The sequence below is a fragment of the Rhodococcus sp. USK13 genome, assembly GCF_018343855.1.
GTDB classification, from domain to species: domain Bacteria; phylum Actinomycetota; class Actinomycetes; order Mycobacteriales; family Mycobacteriaceae; genus Rhodococcus_F; species Rhodococcus_F oxybenzonivorans.
In genome coordinates this window covers 5,903,517-5,919,334 of sequence record NZ_CP069242.1, presented here as the reverse complement: position 1 = coordinate 5,919,334, position 15,818 = coordinate 5,903,517, and the positions used below count along the sequence as shown (strand labels likewise).

The 15,818-nt window shown below is 63.3% G+C and carries 17 protein-coding genes and 1 tRNA gene; all 18 read left to right on the top strand.

Annotation, left to right across the window (positions count from 1 at the left end; all coding sequences use genetic code 11):
- Positions 1 to 61: 61 nt before the first annotated feature.
- The 18 genes from hadA (at position 62) to JQT59_RS29600 (ending at position 15,727) form a co-directional block, all read left to right on the top strand.
- Entirely contained in the window at positions 62 to 625 is a 564-nt protein-coding gene (hadA, locus tag JQT59_RS29685; protein WP_109327955.1) for a (3R)-hydroxyacyl-ACP dehydratase subunit HadA, read from the top strand.
- Positions 612 to 1,037, top strand: coding sequence for a (3R)-hydroxyacyl-ACP dehydratase subunit HadB (gene hadB / locus JQT59_RS29680; RefSeq protein ID WP_109327957.1), 426 nt, complete (start codon positions 612 to 614; stop codon positions 1,035 to 1,037). The genes hadA and hadB overlap by 14 nt, the downstream gene beginning before the upstream one ends.
- A 185-nt stretch (positions 1,038 to 1,222) precedes the next feature.
- Positions 1,223 to 1,295, top strand: a tRNA-Trp gene (locus JQT59_RS29675).
- Positions 1,296 to 1,327: 32 nt separating this feature from the next.
- Complete coding sequence (gene secE / locus JQT59_RS29670; protein ID WP_162603194.1) at positions 1,328 to 1,777, top strand: preprotein translocase subunit SecE; 450 nt, start codon at positions 1,328 to 1,330, stop codon at positions 1,775 to 1,777.
- Between the two features lie 58 nt (positions 1,778 to 1,835).
- Positions 1,836 to 2,666, top strand: a complete 831-nt coding sequence (gene nusG / locus JQT59_RS29665; RefSeq protein ID WP_213573072.1) for a transcription termination/antitermination protein NusG — start codon at positions 1,836 to 1,838, stop codon at positions 2,664 to 2,666.
- Between the two features lie 61 nt (positions 2,667 to 2,727).
- Positions 2,728 to 3,162, top strand: coding sequence for a 50S ribosomal protein L11 (gene rplK, locus JQT59_RS29660; RefSeq protein WP_109327963.1), 435 nt, complete (start codon positions 2,728 to 2,730; stop codon positions 3,160 to 3,162).
- A gap of 128 nt (positions 3,163 to 3,290) precedes the next feature.
- Complete coding sequence (gene rplA / locus JQT59_RS29655; protein WP_005252097.1) at positions 3,291 to 4,007, top strand: 50S ribosomal protein L1; 717 nt, start codon at positions 3,291 to 3,293, stop codon at positions 4,005 to 4,007.
- 429 nt (positions 4,008 to 4,436) lie between these two features.
- A complete protein-coding gene (gene rplJ, locus JQT59_RS29650) occupies positions 4,437 to 4,994 on the top strand; it encodes a 50S ribosomal protein L10 (RefSeq protein WP_109327965.1) in 558 nt (185 codons plus the stop codon).
- 78 nt (positions 4,995 to 5,072) lie between these two features.
- A complete protein-coding gene (rplL, locus tag JQT59_RS29645) occupies positions 5,073 to 5,462 on the top strand; it encodes a 50S ribosomal protein L7/L12 (RefSeq protein WP_012688867.1) in 390 nt (129 codons plus the stop codon).
- A 301-nt stretch (positions 5,463 to 5,763) separates the two neighbouring features.
- Entirely contained in the window at positions 5,764 to 6,852 is a 1,089-nt protein-coding gene (locus JQT59_RS29640; RefSeq protein WP_109327967.1) for an ABC transporter ATP-binding protein, read from the top strand.
- Between the two features lie 9 nt (positions 6,853 to 6,861).
- Complete coding sequence (locus JQT59_RS29635) at positions 6,862 to 7,656, top strand: MlaE family ABC transporter permease (protein WP_109327969.1); 795 nt, start codon at positions 6,862 to 6,864, stop codon at positions 7,654 to 7,656.
- A gap of 4 nt (positions 7,657 to 7,660) precedes the next feature.
- Positions 7,661 to 8,521 carry an MlaE family ABC transporter permease gene (locus tag JQT59_RS29630; RefSeq protein WP_159920377.1) on the top strand — a complete coding sequence of 287 codons (861 nt, stop codon included), beginning with the start codon at positions 7,661 to 7,663 and terminating at the stop codon, positions 8,519 to 8,521.
- Positions 8,518 to 9,876, top strand: a complete 1,359-nt coding sequence (locus tag JQT59_RS29625; protein ID WP_213573071.1) for an MCE family protein — start codon at positions 8,518 to 8,520, stop codon at positions 9,874 to 9,876. The genes JQT59_RS29630 and JQT59_RS29625 overlap by 4 nt, the downstream gene beginning before the upstream one ends.
- Positions 9,873 to 10,952, top strand: coding sequence for an MCE family protein (locus tag JQT59_RS29620; protein WP_213573070.1), 1,080 nt, complete (start codon positions 9,873 to 9,875; stop codon positions 10,950 to 10,952). Before JQT59_RS29625 ends, JQT59_RS29620 begins: the two co-directional genes overlap by 4 nt.
- A complete protein-coding gene (locus tag JQT59_RS29615; RefSeq protein WP_109327977.1) occupies positions 10,949 to 11,944 on the top strand; it encodes an MCE family protein in 996 nt (331 codons plus the stop codon). The genes JQT59_RS29620 and JQT59_RS29615 overlap by 4 nt, the downstream gene beginning before the upstream one ends.
- Positions 11,944 to 13,203, top strand: coding sequence for an MCE family protein (locus JQT59_RS29610; RefSeq protein ID WP_213573069.1), 1,260 nt, complete (start codon positions 11,944 to 11,946; stop codon positions 13,201 to 13,203). Before JQT59_RS29615 ends, JQT59_RS29610 begins: the two co-directional genes overlap by 1 nt.
- On the top strand, positions 13,200 to 14,483 hold the full coding sequence (locus tag JQT59_RS29605) for an MCE family protein (protein ID WP_213573068.1): 1,284 nt from the start codon (positions 13,200 to 13,202) through the stop codon (positions 14,481 to 14,483). The genes JQT59_RS29610 and JQT59_RS29605 overlap by 4 nt, the downstream gene beginning before the upstream one ends.
- Complete coding sequence (locus tag JQT59_RS29600; RefSeq protein WP_213573067.1) at positions 14,480 to 15,727, top strand: MCE family protein; 1,248 nt, start codon at positions 14,480 to 14,482, stop codon at positions 15,725 to 15,727. The genes JQT59_RS29605 and JQT59_RS29600 overlap by 4 nt, the downstream gene beginning before the upstream one ends.
- The last annotated feature ends 91 nt before the right edge of the window (positions 15,728 to 15,818 follow it).

Genomic DNA, 15,818 nt, shown 5'->3' with positions numbered 1-15,818 from the left:
CGAGGGAAGCTTCGAGGCTGCCCTCGCGTTCCCACGCCCAGGGTAGAAGAGGTTCTTTCGCGTGACTGACACTGTGACAGAGATCGAGACGAGCGTGTCTCCGGACGTTCCCGAGGATCCGGCTGCGCACGCGCTGGCGATGGTGGGGCACCACTACCGCGTCGACGACTTCTACGAGGTCGGTCGCGAGAAGGTGCGCGAGTACGCGCGGGCCGTGCAGGACTGGCACCCCGCTCACCACGATGAGGACGCCGCCCGCGGCCTCGGCTACGACGGCCTGCTCGCTCCGCTCACGTTCATCTCGCTTGTCGGAATCATCGCTCAGAGCCGCCTCTTCAAGGAGATCGTCACCGGTTACGACCCGAGTCAGATCCTTCAGACGGATCAGCGTCTCGTGTTCCACAAGCCGATCAAGGTCGGGGATCGCTTGTTCTGCGACGTCTATCTGGACGGCTTCCGTCAGATGGGTGGCAGCGACATCATCACCACCAAGAACATCGTCACCGACCAGAACGACGAACTCGTGCAGACCACCTGGACCACGCTTGTCGCGCGGACCGGCGGCGAGGTCGACGAGAACATCGCTCACGCAGTCAAGGACGTGATCATGCATGGCGCTTCGTAAGTTCGAGGACGTCTCGGTGGGTGACGAACTCCCCGAGCGCATTGTGCGTCTCACGCGTGGCGACCTGGTCAACTACGCGGGCGTCTCGGGTGACCCCAATCCGATCCACTGGAGCGACGAAGTCGTCAAGCTCGCCGGCCTGGACAATGTGATTGCCCACGGGATGCTCACCATGGGTCTCGGTGGTGGATTCGTGACCTCATGGCTCGGTGACCCCGGCGCGGTCACCGAATACAATGTACGCTTCACGAGCTCGGTGTACGTCCGCGAGGACGAGGCCGCCGAGGTCGAATACACCGGCAAGGTCAAGTCGGTGGATGAAGAGAGCAAGACTGCAGTAGTCGCTATCGTGGCGCGCTCCGAAGGAAAGAAGATCTTCGGTCGTGCCACGGCAACGGTCCGTCTGGCCTGACCGCCGGGTGGATTGGGTTTGTTCCGGGGCTTTGAAGTACACTGAGATTTCTGGGATTACTCAGCGCTGCGCGCTGCCCTACGGTGCTGTTCGGCCGACACAGGGCGGCGCGCGTGTCATGTAATCACAGAGAGGTCGGGCAAGAATTGGTCCAGAGGTAACTCGGGACCAGGTCACCCGACCAAAGGGGCGTAGCTCAACTGGCAGAGCAGCGGTCTCCAAAACCGCAGGTTGCAGGTTCAAGTCCTGTCGCCCCTGCCCCCGGATTGCCAGCGACTGAGAGGAACGACGTGAGCGAGGAGCGCGCCAAGCGCGACGGCGACACTTCAGGGTCGACGCGCCCGGACGGTGTCGACGACACCGCGGCCGACGCCACCACGCGTTCCGAGAGTCCCTCGGCAAGGCCGAGCGGCAAACGTCAGAGCCGTCGGTCGCAGGCCGGCACCGGCGTCGCTGCCAGTTCCGTGAAGACGCCGGAACGCGCGAGAGCCGAGACGATCACCAAGGCCCGTCCCGCGACGAAGGACCGTGCCGACAAGCCGCACAAGGAGAACATTTTCAAGCGGCTTCGCCGGTTCCTGCGCGAGGTCATCGCGGAGCTGCGCAAGGTCATCTGGCCCAACCGCAAGCAGATGATCACCTACACCAGCGTTGTGCTCGTCTTCGTGGTGTTCATGGTGGCGTTCATCGGTGTGCTCGATCTTGCGGTCATCAAAGGCGTCACCTGGTTGTTCGGTTGACGGAGTCCGCCCCGGTGGATCCGAAGTATGTGAGTGACGAGAGGAAGCGAGTGCCCCAGTGAGCACCCCCGAGAACGACACGAATGAGGCCTTGGCCGAAGAGCGTGTTTCTGCCGAGGCGGCAGCCGAAGTGGATGTCGAGGCTGCCGACGAGGGCATCGATGCTCCGGACAGTGCCGGTGACGAGGTAGCCGAGCCGTCGAACGACGACGCTGCCGTCGCCGAAGAGGCGCCCGCTGACGACGCAGTCGTCGCCGAGGAGCCCGAGGATCCGGTCGCCGAGCTGAAGGCCGCCCTTCGCCGTGCGCCTGGCGACTGGTACGTCATCCACTCCTACGCGGGCTACGAGAACAAGGTGAAGGCCAACCTCGAAACTCGTGTCCAGAACCTCGATGTCGGTGACTACATCTTCCAGGTGGAAGTTCCTACCGAAGAGGTCACCGAGATCAAGAACGGCCAGCGCAAGCAGGTCAACCGGAAGGTTCTGCCCGGTTACATCCTCGTCCGGATGGAGCTCAACGACGAGTCCTGGGGAGCCGTGCGCAATACGCCCGGTGTCACCGGATTCGTCGGTGCCACCTCCAGGCCGTCGCCGCTGACGCTGAACGAGGTCGTCAAGTTCCTGCTGCCGCAGCAGGAGCAGAAGAAGCAGGCTGCCGCCGCGGCAGTGTCCGCCGGTGACACCGGGGGAGAGAGCTTCGCGAAGCCGCTCATCGAGGTCGATTTCGAGGTCGGCGAGTCGGTCACCGTCATGGACGGCCCGTTTGCGACGCTTCCCGCCAGTATCAGCGAGGTCAACGCGGAGCAGCAGAAGCTCAAGGTTCTCGTCTCGATCTTCGGTCGCGAGACGCCCGTCGAGCTGTCCTTCACGCAGGTCGCGAAGATCTAGCGTCACACACACTTGCACTGCAGTAGCAAGAAACACACCCAGCAACAAATAGGAAAACGAGATGCCCCCCAAGAAGAAGAAGCTCGCAGGGCTCATCAAGCTTCAGATCCAGGCCGGTCAGGCTAACCCTGCACCGCCCGTGGGTCCCGCGCTTGGTCAGCACGGCGTGAACATCATGGAATTCTGCAAGGCCTACAACGCGGCGACTGAGTCTCAGCGCGGCAATGTTGTGCCGGTCGAAATCTCGGTCTACGAAGACCGCAGCTTCGATTTCAAGCTGAAGACCCCTCCGGCTGCCAAGCTGCTGCTCAAGGCTGCAGGCGTCCAGAAGGGCTCCGGCGAGCCGCACAAGACCAAGGTTGCCTCGGTGACCATGGACCAGGTGCGCGAGATCGCGAAGACCAAGCAGGAAGACCTCAACGCCAACGACATCGAGCAGGCCGCGAAGATCATCGCCGGTACCGCCCGGTCGATGGGCATCACGGTCGACGGCTGAGCCGTTTCCGTATGACGGCCGAGGCCGTCGAGAGAACGCGTGGGAGGGCCGGCCAGGCCCCGACCACTACTGAACCATTCACCACTGCAGTTGGTCACACACTGTGGTGAGAAGTTAGGACAGAAAACATGGCAAAGCGCAGCAAGGCGTACCTCGCCGCCGCTGAGAAGATCGACTTCGACAAGCTGTACAGCCCGCTGCAGGCTGCGAAGCTGGCGAAGGAAACGTCGTCGAGCAAGATGGACGCGACCGTCGAGGTTGCCGTTCGTCTGGGCGTCGACCCCCGCAAGGCGGACCAGATGGTCCGCGGAACGGTCAACCTGCCGCACGGCACCGGTAAGACCGCCCGCGTCATCGTGTTCGCAGTCGGAGAAAAGGCCGCTGAGGCCGAGGCAGCTGGAGCCGACGCCGTCGGTGCCGAGGACCTCATCGAGCGGATTCAGGGTGGCTGGCTCGACTTCGACGCCGCGATCGCAACCCCCGACCAGATGGCCAAGGTCGGCCGCATCGCCCGCGTCCTCGGACCGCGTGGTTTGATGCCGAACCCCAAGACGGGCACCGTGACCGCAGATGTCACGAAGGCTGTCGCGGACATCAAGGGCGGAAAGATCAACTTCCGCGTCGACAAGCAGGCCAACCTGCACTTCGTGATCGGCAAGGCGTCGTTCGACGACGCCAAGCTGGTGGAGAACTACGGCGCCGCGCTGGACGAGATCCTGCGTGCGAAGCCGTCCTCCGCGAAGGGCCGCTACGTCAAGAAGGTCACCGTTTCGACCACCACCGGCCCGGGCATCCCGGTGGACCCGAACCGCACCCGCAACCTTCTCGAGGATGCCGACGCGTAAAGTTCGTCACCTGTGCACAGCTCGGCCGGTATGGAGATCTCCGTACCGGCCGAGCTGCTTTTGCGCGGCGTCGCCCCTGGTCGTGAAGACTCCGATTTGGTGGCGCGGCCGGTGATGCCGTAGTCTGTGCTGCGGAGTTCATGCAGGATTCGAACTCCACCCCAAATCATGTTCTACCCAAGACCGTTGGTGATCGTCCCCGCGAGGGTGCGATTGAAAGTCCGGGAATGTCCGGCGGCCCACGCAGGAGGACGAGGTAGGGGGATGCGTCTCGGTCGCGGTTTCGTACCCGGCTGAATGCCTCCTTTTCCGCCCCGTGTGCCCTGCACCGGGGCGTTTTGCATGTCGTGGACTGTGCACTGTCCGGATCCTCGGACGTGCGCAGCGGCTCCGAAGTGGGATAACGACTGTCATGAGAGGAGGCGAAGTATGGCAAAGCCTGAGAAGGTTTCCGCAGTTGCGGAGATCACCGAGCAGTTCAAGGGTTCGACCGCTGCTGTGATCACGGAATACCGTGGTCTGACGGTGGGCAACATCACGACACTGCGACGCGCTCTCGGAGAGGGTGCCACCTACTCCGTCGCCAAGAACACCCTGGTCAAGCGTGCCGCTGCTGAAGCGGGCGTCGAAGGCCTTGACGACCTTTTCGTCGGTCCGACCGCCATTGCATTCATCAAGGGCGAGCCGGTCGATGCAGCGAAGGCTATTAAGAACTTCGCGAAGGACAACAAGGCTCTCGTCATCAAGGGCGGCTACATGGACGGCGCTGCGCTGTCCGTGGATCAGGTCAACCGGATTGCGGACCTCGAGTCCCGCGAGGTCCTGTTGGCCAAGCTTGCCGGCGCGATGAAGGGCAACTTGGCAAAGGCCGCAGGCCTGTTCAATGCTCCTGCCTCGCAGGTGGCCCGTCTGGCTGCCGCACTGCAGGAGAAGAGGGCCGCCGAGGGTGGAGCAGAAGCTCCGGCCGAGGCTCCCGCCGAAAGCTGATCCGCACCCGCGCATCACAGCTATAACCCCGCCCGGTCGCGGATCAGCGACATGGGACTTACAGGAAGGACCGCCATCATGGCGAAGCTCAGCACCGAAGAGTTGTTGGACCAGTTCAAGGAGCTCACCCTTCTCGAGCTGTCGGAGTTCGTGAAGGCATTCGAGGAGACCTTCGAGGTCACCGCGGCTGCTCCGGTCGCCGTTGCCGCTGCGGGCGCCCCGGCTGCTGCCGGCGCCGACGCTGCCGAGGAGCAGGACGAGTTCGACGTCGTCCTCGAGTCGGCCGGCGACAAGAAGATCCAGGTCATCAAGGTCGTTCGTGAGGTCGTCTCCGGCCTCGGCCTGAAGGAAGCCAAGGACCTCGTCGAGGGTGCTCCGAAGGCCATCCTGGAGAAGGTTGCCAAGGACGCGGCCGACGCCGCCAAGGAGAAGCTCGAGGCTGCAGGCGCGAAGATCACCGTCAAGTAAGACGGTTTCGCGCTGCTCTACCCGAGCGGACGAACGAGGGCCACTTCCCACTTGTGGGGAGTGGCCCTTTTTCATGTCCGGACGGACTCCGGAGTGTCGAAATTCAGCGCGAGAAACTGAACGTACGACCAGCTCAAAACGCCCTCGTCACCGCAGCTCAGCGGGTATGTTTTGCATTGTGGGACCCGGTGTTGGCATGCTTTCTTACCGGTGAGTAGCATACTCTGTCACAGGTAACACTTCGATGCGATAGAGTGACCCAACCCACACGGGGTGTATGCATCGAACGGTCGCGGAGGTAATGGTGGGTGTCGAGGTAGCCGTCGAGGGACTGACCAAGTCGTTCGGCTCGCAGAGGATCTGGCAGGACGTCACGTTGACCCTTCCGGCAGGTGAGGTCAGTGCGCTGCTGGGCCCGTCGGGTACGGGTAAGTCGGTGTTTCTCAAGTCGTTGATCGGTCTGCTCCGCCCGGAGCAGGGCTCGATCGTGATCGACGGCACCAACATTCTCGAATGCTCCAGCAAAGAACTCTACGAGATCCGGAAGTTGTTCGGTGTGCTGTTCCAGGACGGCGCTCTGTTCGGGTCGATGAACCTGTTCGACAATGTGGCGTTCCCGCTGCGCGAGCACACGAAGAAGTCAGAATCCGACATCCGCAAGATCGTGATGGAGAAGATGGAACTCGTCGGCCTCCTCGGGGCCGAGGAGAAGCTGCCGGGGGAGATTTCCGGTGGTATGCGCAAGCGTGCCGGTTTGGCCCGCGCCCTGGTGCTCGATCCGCAGATCATTTTGGTGGACGAGCCGGACTCGGGTCTGGATCCGGTGCGCACCACCTACATTTCGCAGACGTTGATCGACATCAACGCCGAGATCGACGCGACGATTCTGATCGTCTCGCACAACATCAACCTCGCCCGGACGGTGCCGGACAACATCGGCATGCTGTTCCGTCGGCATTTGGTGATGTTCGGGCCGAGGGAGGTGCTGCTTACCAGTGAGGAGCCGGTGGTCAAGCAGTTCCTGAACGGCACGATGATCGGTCCGATCGGGATGTCGGAGGAGAAGGACGAGGCGCAGATGGCGCAGGAGCAGGCGATGGTCGACGCTGGTCACCATGCCGGTGGTGTCGACGACGTCGAGGGCATCGTCCCGCAGATGAAGGCGACGCCGGGGATGCCGTTCCGGCAGGCCGTGGCCCGCCGGCAGGAACGCGTCCGCCACATCATGCACACCCTGCCGCCGAGCGCGCAGGCCGCAATTCAGGAAAGCCTCGACGAAACATCCGGCAACGGCGGCGACTACGACTACGCCTACAGCCAGGAAGATACGCAGGTCCTCCCGGCATACCGGGGCGAAGGATACGAGAACACCACTCACGGGCAAGGGTAGGCATAACGGATGGGGGTTACCCGCAGCTCCGTCTTGCGGCCGGTCAACGGTGCGCTGACGCAGGCCGGAAACATCGTCGAGCTTTTCGTCGACGTCGCACGAAACACGTTCAAACGACCATTCCAGTTCCGCGAGTTCATCGAACAGGCCTGGTTCATCGCGAGCGTGACGATCCTGCCGACCGCTATGGTGGCGATTCCGTTCGGCGCAGTGGTGTCACTGCAGACGGGGTCGCTGATCAAGCAGCTCGGTGCCGAGTCGTTCACGGGAGCGGCCAGCGTGCTCGCCGTCATTCAGCAGGGTTCCCCGCTGGTGACCGCACTGCTTGTGGCAGGGGCTGCGGGCTCGGCTGTCACGGCGGATCTCGGTGCGCGAACGATTCGCGAAGAGATCGATGCCATGGAGGTTCTGGGTATCAACCCCGTGCAGCGCCTCGTGGTGCCGAGGGTCCTCGCGATGGTTCTCGTCGCGATTCTCCTCAACGGATTGGTGTCCGTGGTCGGTATCGCCGGCGGCTACTTCTTCAATGTGATTCTCCAAGGGGGCAATCCCGGTGCGTACCTGGCATCGTTCTCGGCCTTCGCGCAGCTCCCCGACATCTGGGTGGGTGAACTCAAGGCGGCCGTCTTCGGTGTCATCGCCGGTGTCATTGCGGCGTACAAGGGTTTGCATCCGAAGGGCGGTCCCAAGGGTGTCGGTGACGCCGTGAACCAGTCGGTGGTCATCACGTTCCTGCTGCTGTTCTTTGCCAACCTGATCTTGACCATGGTGTACCTCCAGATCGTTCCGGCGAAGGGATCGTGACCCGATGACAATCGCAAAGGGACGCGGTGACCGGACGCTCATGGCTGCGCGCCGTGTCGGGCGTGCGCCACTCAACGTGCTCGACCGGGCCGGCGAGCAGATGTCGTTCTACGCCAGGGCGATCGCGTGGTCGCCGCACACGCTCGTGCACTACCGCAAGGAAGTTCTGCGGTTGCTCGCCGAAGTGACCTTCGGCAGTGGGGCGCTCGCCGTCATCGGCGGAACCATCGGCGTCATCGCGATGATGTCCGGGTTCACCGGTGTAGTCGTCGGATTGCAAGGTTTCGCAGCCTTGGAGCAGCTGGGCAGCTCCGTGCTCACCGGCTTCCTGTCCGCCTACGTCAACACCCGTGAGATCGCACCCATCGTCGCGGCTCTCGCGCTGTCGGCAACAGTCGGTTGTGGATTCACGGCGCAGCTGGGTGCGATGCGTATCTCCGAGGAGATCGACGCACTGGAAGTCATGGCGGTGCCGAGTGTTCCGTTCCTCGTCACCACGCGCATGGTCGCCGGGTTCGTTGCCGTCATTCCGCTCTACATCGTGGGTCTTCTTGCGGCATACCTTGCGTCCCGGCTCATCAGCACTTTGTTCAATGGTCAATCGACCGGTTCGTACGATCATTACTTCAACTTGTTCCTGCCACCGCAAGACGTCCTCTACTCGTTCGCGAAGGTCCTCATCTTCGCGTTCGTCTTGATCCTGATCCACTGCTACTACGGCTATCACGCCTCGGGCGGCCCCGCCGGCGTTGGCGTGGCCGTGGGCAGGGCGGTCCGCACCGCGATCGTGACGATCGCCGTACTCGACTTCTTCCTGAGCCTCGCCATCTGGGGCACGACGACCACAGTGAGGGTGGCCGGATGAGCAACACATCATCTGTTGTGGGTCGACGGGTGCTGGGGCTGGTGTTCTTCCTTGTCCTGGCTCTGTTCCTGGCCGTCACGATCGGCATGTTCAACAAGACGTTCACGAAGGTGGTCAAGATCGGGCTTGTCACCGACACCGTCGGAAATGCGCTCCCGCCCAATGCGGACGTCAAGGTGCGTGGCCTGATCGTCGGAGAGGTGCGGTCGGCCTCCACCAAGGAGGGTGAGGTCACCTTGGATCTGGCCATTCAGCCGGACAAGGCCGAGCTCATTCCGTCCAACGCGACGGCGCGATTGCTGCCCAAGACCCTGTTCGGCGAACGGTACGTGTCGTTGATCGTGCCGGAGGGGGACACGGCTCCGCCGATCCAGGCTGGTGACGTTCTCGAGCAGGACAAGAGCGGGCACGCCGTCGAGATCGGCGAGGTCCTCGACGGCTTGCTGCCGCTGCTGCAGGCGATCCCGCCGCAGGACCTGGCGAACACGCTCGGCGCACTGTCGCAGGGACTCAGTGGGCGCGGCGCCGAACTCGGTCTGACGCTCGACCGGCTCGAGGAGATCTTCGCCGGACTCAACACGGAACTTCCTGCGATTCAGGCGGACCTGCGGGGTATCGCGGACTTCTCGCAGACGTATTCGGAGGCGGCACCGGACCTGGTCAACGCGCTCGACAACCTGCGGACCACAGGGAACACCGTGGTGGAGAAGCAGAACGAGCTCTCCACACTGCTGGTGTCCCTGACCGGGACGGGTGCGAGCACGGCAGACCTCCTGCAGACCAACGCCGAGTCGATCGTGAACATCGCGGCCGATTCCCGTGAGGCGCTGCAGATTCTCGGCCGGTATTCGCCGAGCTTCGGCTGCACGTTCGCCGGATTCGCGAAGACGGCTCCCATCGCACGTGCACTGCTTGCGCCGGACGACCCGAACCCGGGTGTGCGTGCCAGCGTGCAGTTCGTCAACCCGAAGGGCCGATACTTGCCTAACCAGGACGAGCCGCGCCTGCTCGACAACCGCGGACCCGCCTGCTACGACAACGTCACCGCACCCGGCGGCAAGTTCCCGCAGTATCCGGGTGGGTCGTCGTACAACGACGGTGCCTACCAGGTACCTTCGCGTAACCCGGGACCGTCCACCATCGACTTCTTCCCCGCGCCGGCCGGCGTGCCGGACCAGGTTCCGGGATGGGGAGCCGAGGTCACACCCGCCAGCTATGCGGGTTCGAAGATGGAACAGGACACGCTCGACGTCGTGTACGGCGAAGCAGGAGGCATCGCGCCCGAGGACGTGCCGAGCTGGACGACACTCGTCGGCGCACCGACCATGAGGGGGACTGAGGTGAGTTTCAAGTGAGGGGCCTCCTTGCGCCGCTGATCAAGCTGATCATCTTTGCCGTGGTCACGATCCTGGCCACAGGTCTGCTTGCGGCCACCATCGCCAACCTCGGTGGTGGCGGCGGCACCAAGTTCAACGCGATCTTCTCGGATGTCACCTCCCTCAACGAGGGTGACGAAGTGCGTATCGCAGGAGTGCGAGTCGGCCAGGTCGAGAAGATTTCGATCGTCGACGATCGCGACGCCGAGGTGCAGTTCACCGTGGCTGATCGAGATTGGTTGCCCGCGAGCACCACTGCGACGATTCGATTCCGGAACCTTGTGGGGCAGCGGTACATCTCGCTCCAGCAGGGCGAGGGCCAGCAGGGGAAGAAGATCACCGCCGGTGACACCATTCCGCTCGAGCGGACCAAACCCGCAGTCAATCTCACGACGCTGTTCAACGGATTCCGTCCGCTCTTCCAGACGCTCAGCGCCGAGGACGTCAACAAGTTGTCCTACCAGATCATCCAGGTTTTCCAGGGCGAGTCGGGAACGATCACCGAACTCGTGCGGAACACCGCGAGTCTCACCAACACGGTGGCGGACAAGGACCGGGTGATCGGTGCGGTGATCAACAACCTCAACGATGTGCTTGCCACGGTCAACCAGCGCGACGACCAGCTCGATGCCCTGATCGTGAACACACAGCAGCTCGTCACCGGGTTGTCCGAAGAGCGCGGTACCGTCGGGTCGGCGGTCACGTCCCTCGCCGGTCTCACCGACGCGACCGCAGATCTCCTCGAACCCACGAGGCCGTCCATTCAGGAGTCCATCACTTCGCTCAATACGCTGGCGACGACGTTGAACCGCAACTCCGATACGGTCAACGGCGTTCTGGAGACTCTTCCCATCAAGCTCGAGAAGCTCGGGCGGGCGGCCAGTTACGGCTCGTGGTTCCAGTTCTACCTGTGCGGAATCGACATCGTTGCAGGACCGGGAACGGCACCTCAACTGAACTTGCCCACCGGCCTGCCGACCGTGAACCAGCCGCTGTACACCAACTCGGCGAAACGGTGCTCGCTGGACGGCCTACGGGAGTTGCAAACACGATGAGAAAACGTCGCAGCCCGGCAGTGGCTGGTGCCCTCGGCATCCTCGTGGTGCTCTTGGCGACCCTGTCGGCATTCTTCCTCGACTCGCTGCCCTTGATCGGTGCCGGATCGACCTACACCGCGCAATTCTCCGAGGCTGCAGGCTTGAAGCCGTCCAACGAGGTGCGCATCGCCGGTGTGAAGGTCGGCAAGGTCACCGCTGTCGAACTCGACGGAGACCACGTCAACGTCGACTTCAAGGTCACCGATGCGTGGGTGGGCAACGAAACCTCGGCATCTATTCAGATCAAAACGATTCTGGGCCAGAAGTATTTGGCTCTCGACCCCCGGGGTTCCGACTCGTTGAATCCCAATGACCCGATTCCGCTGGAGCGCACCACCTCTCCCTATGACGTGGTGGAAGCGTTCTCGGCGGCAGCGGAGACGGTGGGCGACATCGACTCCGATCAGCTGGCGGAAAGCATGGTGACCTTGTCGCAGGCCTTCGAGGGCACGCCGTCGGAGATCCGCGCGTCGCTCGACGGCGTCAGCAGGCTGTCGGAGACCATCGCGAGCCGCGACCAGGAACTGCGGAAGTTGTTCGACGCGACCGGTACGACGACGAAAGTACTCGCCGACCGCAACGCCGAATTCAACCGGCTGATCACCGATGCGGGCCTTCTGCTCGCCGAACTCAACAGTCGCCAGCAGTCGATCTCACAGCTGCTGACCGGAACCCAGAGGCTGTCGCAGCAGTTGACAGGTCTCGTACGCGAGAACGAAGCCACGATCGGTCCCGCACTCGAACAACTCAACGGGGTTGTCGAAATTCTCAAGGCCAACAACGAGAACCTGGACAGGGCGATGAAACTGTACGAACCGTTCGTCCGCCTTTACACGAACGTGGTCGGCAACGGGCGCTGGTTCGACCAGGTCGTAGTCAACCTTCTTCCGCCGGGTCTCCCGGACATTCCCAGACCCCGTGATCCCGTCCGTACGTTGGGGGGTAACTGATGGCTGACACCGACAACGGAGAAACCCGGGGAACCAACCGCGGTCAGATCGCAGTAATCGCGGCGATCGTCATTGTCGCGCTGGTGGTCGCGGGGGCGCTGTGGTGGGTGTTCACCCGCGCGGGCACCACCAAGATCACCGCCTACTTCGACAAGTCCGTAGGCATCTACCAGGGTTCCGACGTCCGTGTCCTCGGAGTGAAGGTCGGATCGATCAACTCGGTGGAGCCACAGGGTGATCAAGTGAAGGTCGAGATGCGGGTCGACCGCGGCATCGACATTCCCGCCGACGCGAAGGCCGCACAGGTCACACCGTCCGTGGTCGCCGACCGCTACGTTCAGCTCACGCCCGTCTATACCGGCGGAGAGACGATGGAGAGCGGTGCCGTGATCCCGCGGGATCGCACGGCTACGCCCGTCGAGGTGGACGAGCTGTACGCGAGTATCGAGAAGCTGTCGGCCGCCCTGGGTCCGGAAGGCGCGAACAAGGAAGGTGCACTGACCGAATTCGTCGAGACCGGCGCCGCGAACCTCGATGGCAACGGTGAGGCGTTGGGGCAGAGCATCAATCAGCTCTCGGACGCCGCACGTACGCTCAACGAGAGTCGTGGCGACCTGTTCGACACCGTCAAGAACCTCCAGGTGTTCGTCAGTGCTCTGGCTGCCAACGATCAGCAGGTCCGGGAGTTCAACACGCAGTTGGCCGACCTGTCCGGGTTCCTCGCCGGTGAGCGCGAGAATCTTGGTGCGGCGCTGAACCAGCTGGCCATCGCTCTCGGTGACGTCTCGAGGTTCGTGGCCGACAACCGGGAGCTGCTCGCCGAGAATCTCGACGATCTCGTTCCGGTCACCCAGACGCTGGCAGACAACCGCGACTCGCTGGTGAATTCGCTGACGTTGCTGCCGTTGGCCGTCAGCAACCTGGCCAACTCGTACGACGCGGAGTCCGGGAGCCTGGCGTCCCGCCTGGCCTTACCTGATCTCCAGGACCCTGCCGGCGTGATCTGCAAGTTGATCGACCTCGGCAGGCTCGTGCCCGGTGATCCGCGTTTCGAAGCGCTTGGACGCCAGATGCAGCCGTTGATCGACAACTGCAAGAACATCACGTCGCAAGTCACGGCATCGGTGACCTCGCCGACGCTCGTTCTTCCGTTCGGAATCCTGAGCGGTGACAACATTCAGCGGACGGTCACTCCCGGCACGGTGCCGGGTGTCGTGTCGCCACGGTTCGACGACGCAGTAGGCGGTGAGGGCGAATGAAGCGGTCGGTAATTCTCGGCGCCGGGGCGTGCGCTGTCGCCTTGGCGGTAAGTTCCTGCTCGTCCGAGGGCATTTACGGTGTTCCGCTGCCCGGTGGGCCGGACGTCGGGAGCGACCCCATGCACCTGACGATCCAGTTCGACGACGTGCTCGACCTGGTACCCCAGTCGGCCGTCAAGGTGGACGGTGTTCCGGTGGGTCGGGTGGAGTCGATCAAGGTGGCTCCGGACGGCTGGTCGGCCGATGTCGAGGTCATCCTCGATTCGTCGGTGGACCTGGCTGCGAATGCAGTCGCGGCAATCGAACAAACCAACCTCCTCGGTGAAAAGTTCGTGCAGTTGTCCGAACCGCCGGAAGACAAGGATCCGGACCGGTTGCAGAGCGGCGACACGATCAGCCTCGATCGCACCCGGCACGCCACCGAAATCGAGCAGGTCCTCGGCGCGCTGTCGCTGTTGCTCAACGGCGGTGGTGTCGGGCAGCTCCAGCCGATCGTGCACGAATTGAGCACTGCCCTCGACGGTCGTGAAGGCCGGGTCCGCAGTTTGCTGGAGCAGGCCAACACGCTCATCGACGGTCTCAATCAGCAACGGGACGACATCACGCGGGCGCTCGACGGCCTCGACGCCCTGACGACGCGCGTGAACGAGCAGAACGAGAAGATCGGGCTCATCCTGGATGACCTGCCGATCGCTGCCCAGGTGCTCAACGAGCAACGCCCGCAGCTGACGCAGATGCTGGTGCAGCTCGATCGGCTCGGTGCGGTCGGCACGGATGTCATCACCCGGTCGAAGAACGATCTGATCGCCGACCTCCTGGCGCTTCGTCCGACACTCAAGGCGCTGGCCGATGCCGGCGACGACCTACCCAACTCCCTGGCGTTCATCCCGACGGTTCCGTTCCCGGACGGAGTGGAGCAGATCGCTCTCGGTGGCTCGGTCAACCTTTTCCTGTCGGTCGATCTCCAGATCGGTGACGCGCTGAGCGCACTCGGTGTCGGGCAGGGCAATCCGGTGTACGTGCCGCCGAAATTCGGCGAGCCGAAGCCGATCGTCGACCCGACCAACCCGTACTACAACGGCAACGGTCCGCGACCGGGCTGGCCGACGATCTCACTGCTGCCGGTGCCCCCCATCGTTCCAGTCCCGACTTCGGGCCTGCGGCTCCCGGCGCTGCCCGGTACCGCGCCCGCCGGCGCAACCCCGGGCGCGGAGACACCGTCCCCGCAGAACCCGATGGGGGGACTGCTCGAGCAGTTCGGAATTGGGGGTGGACAGTGAGATCGCGACTGGTCAAAGTTCAGCTCGTCGCTTTTGCCGTGGTCGCGCTGTTGGGCCTTGTCTACGTGGGCGCCAAGTACGTCCGTCTCGACAATCTGCTCGGGTTCGGCGAGTACGACGTGAACGCACAGTTCAGGGATTCCGGTGGCATCTTCACCAATGCCGAGGTGACATACCGGGGAGTGCCGGTCGGACGGGTCGGCGAGCTGTCACTCACGTCGGACGGACTGAACGTCGAACTCAAGCTCAAGAAGGGCGGCCCCGAGATCCCCGCTTCGGCCAAGGCGGTCGTCGCCAACCGTTCCGCGATCGGTGAGCAGTACGTCGACCTCCAGCCGGACAGCAACGAGGGCCCGTACCTCGCCGAGGGCTCGATGATCACCGAGGCCAACACCTCGACCCCCGTGCCGGTGGAGCAGGTGTTGATGAGTGTCAACGGGCTGGTCCGGTCGGTTCCGACGGATGCGCTGCGTACGGTCACCACTGAACTGGGAACGGCATTGAACGGCAAGGGCGAGGATCTCCAGACGCTGGCGGATGCTCTGTCCACGCTGACCGATGACGGGCTCGACGTTCTACCGGAAACCCTGACCCTGATCCGCGACAGCCAGACGGTATTGGCAACGCAGTCGGATCAGTCGTCAGCGATCATGCAGTTCAGCTCGGATCTCGACGCCGTCGCTGCGCAGCTGCGCACCAGTGACCCCGACGTGCGGGCGGTCATCGACAACGGCATCCCTGCCAGCGACGAACTCGGCCTGCTGGTCGATCGGACGGGGCCCAGTCTCACGACCGATCTGACCAACCTGTCGGCGCTGGGTCAGAAGCTGGCGCCTCAGGCGATCGCATTGCGACCGATCCTGATGTTCCTTCCGGCCATCGCCGCTTCCGCGTCGACCGTCGCGCCGAACGACGGAACGGTGCACCAGGGCATCGTGCTCGAGACGAACAACCCGCCGTCGTGCACGATCGGTTACGAGGGGACGCATGAAATCCTCGCCGAAATGCAGCGGCGGGATCCGAACTTCGACGACACCCAGCAGGACTTCCCGTACAACACGGAGGCCAATTGTGACGTGCCTCAGGGGAGCGTGACCGGTGTGCGAAGTGCAGACCGAATCGTGTTCGCCGATCCGGACACGATTCAACCCTGGGATTTCAAACCGAAGGTCATGCCGGACACCCTCAACTTGAATCCCATCGCAACGCAGCTCGCTCCGCTTCTCGGGGTTACTCCCAAGTAGCATCTCGGGTTCCATTCGAGCGAGCCGAAGAAAACAATCAGTAGGGTATTGGTGTGACGCGAACTACCACGCCCCCGGAGTCGAACTCATC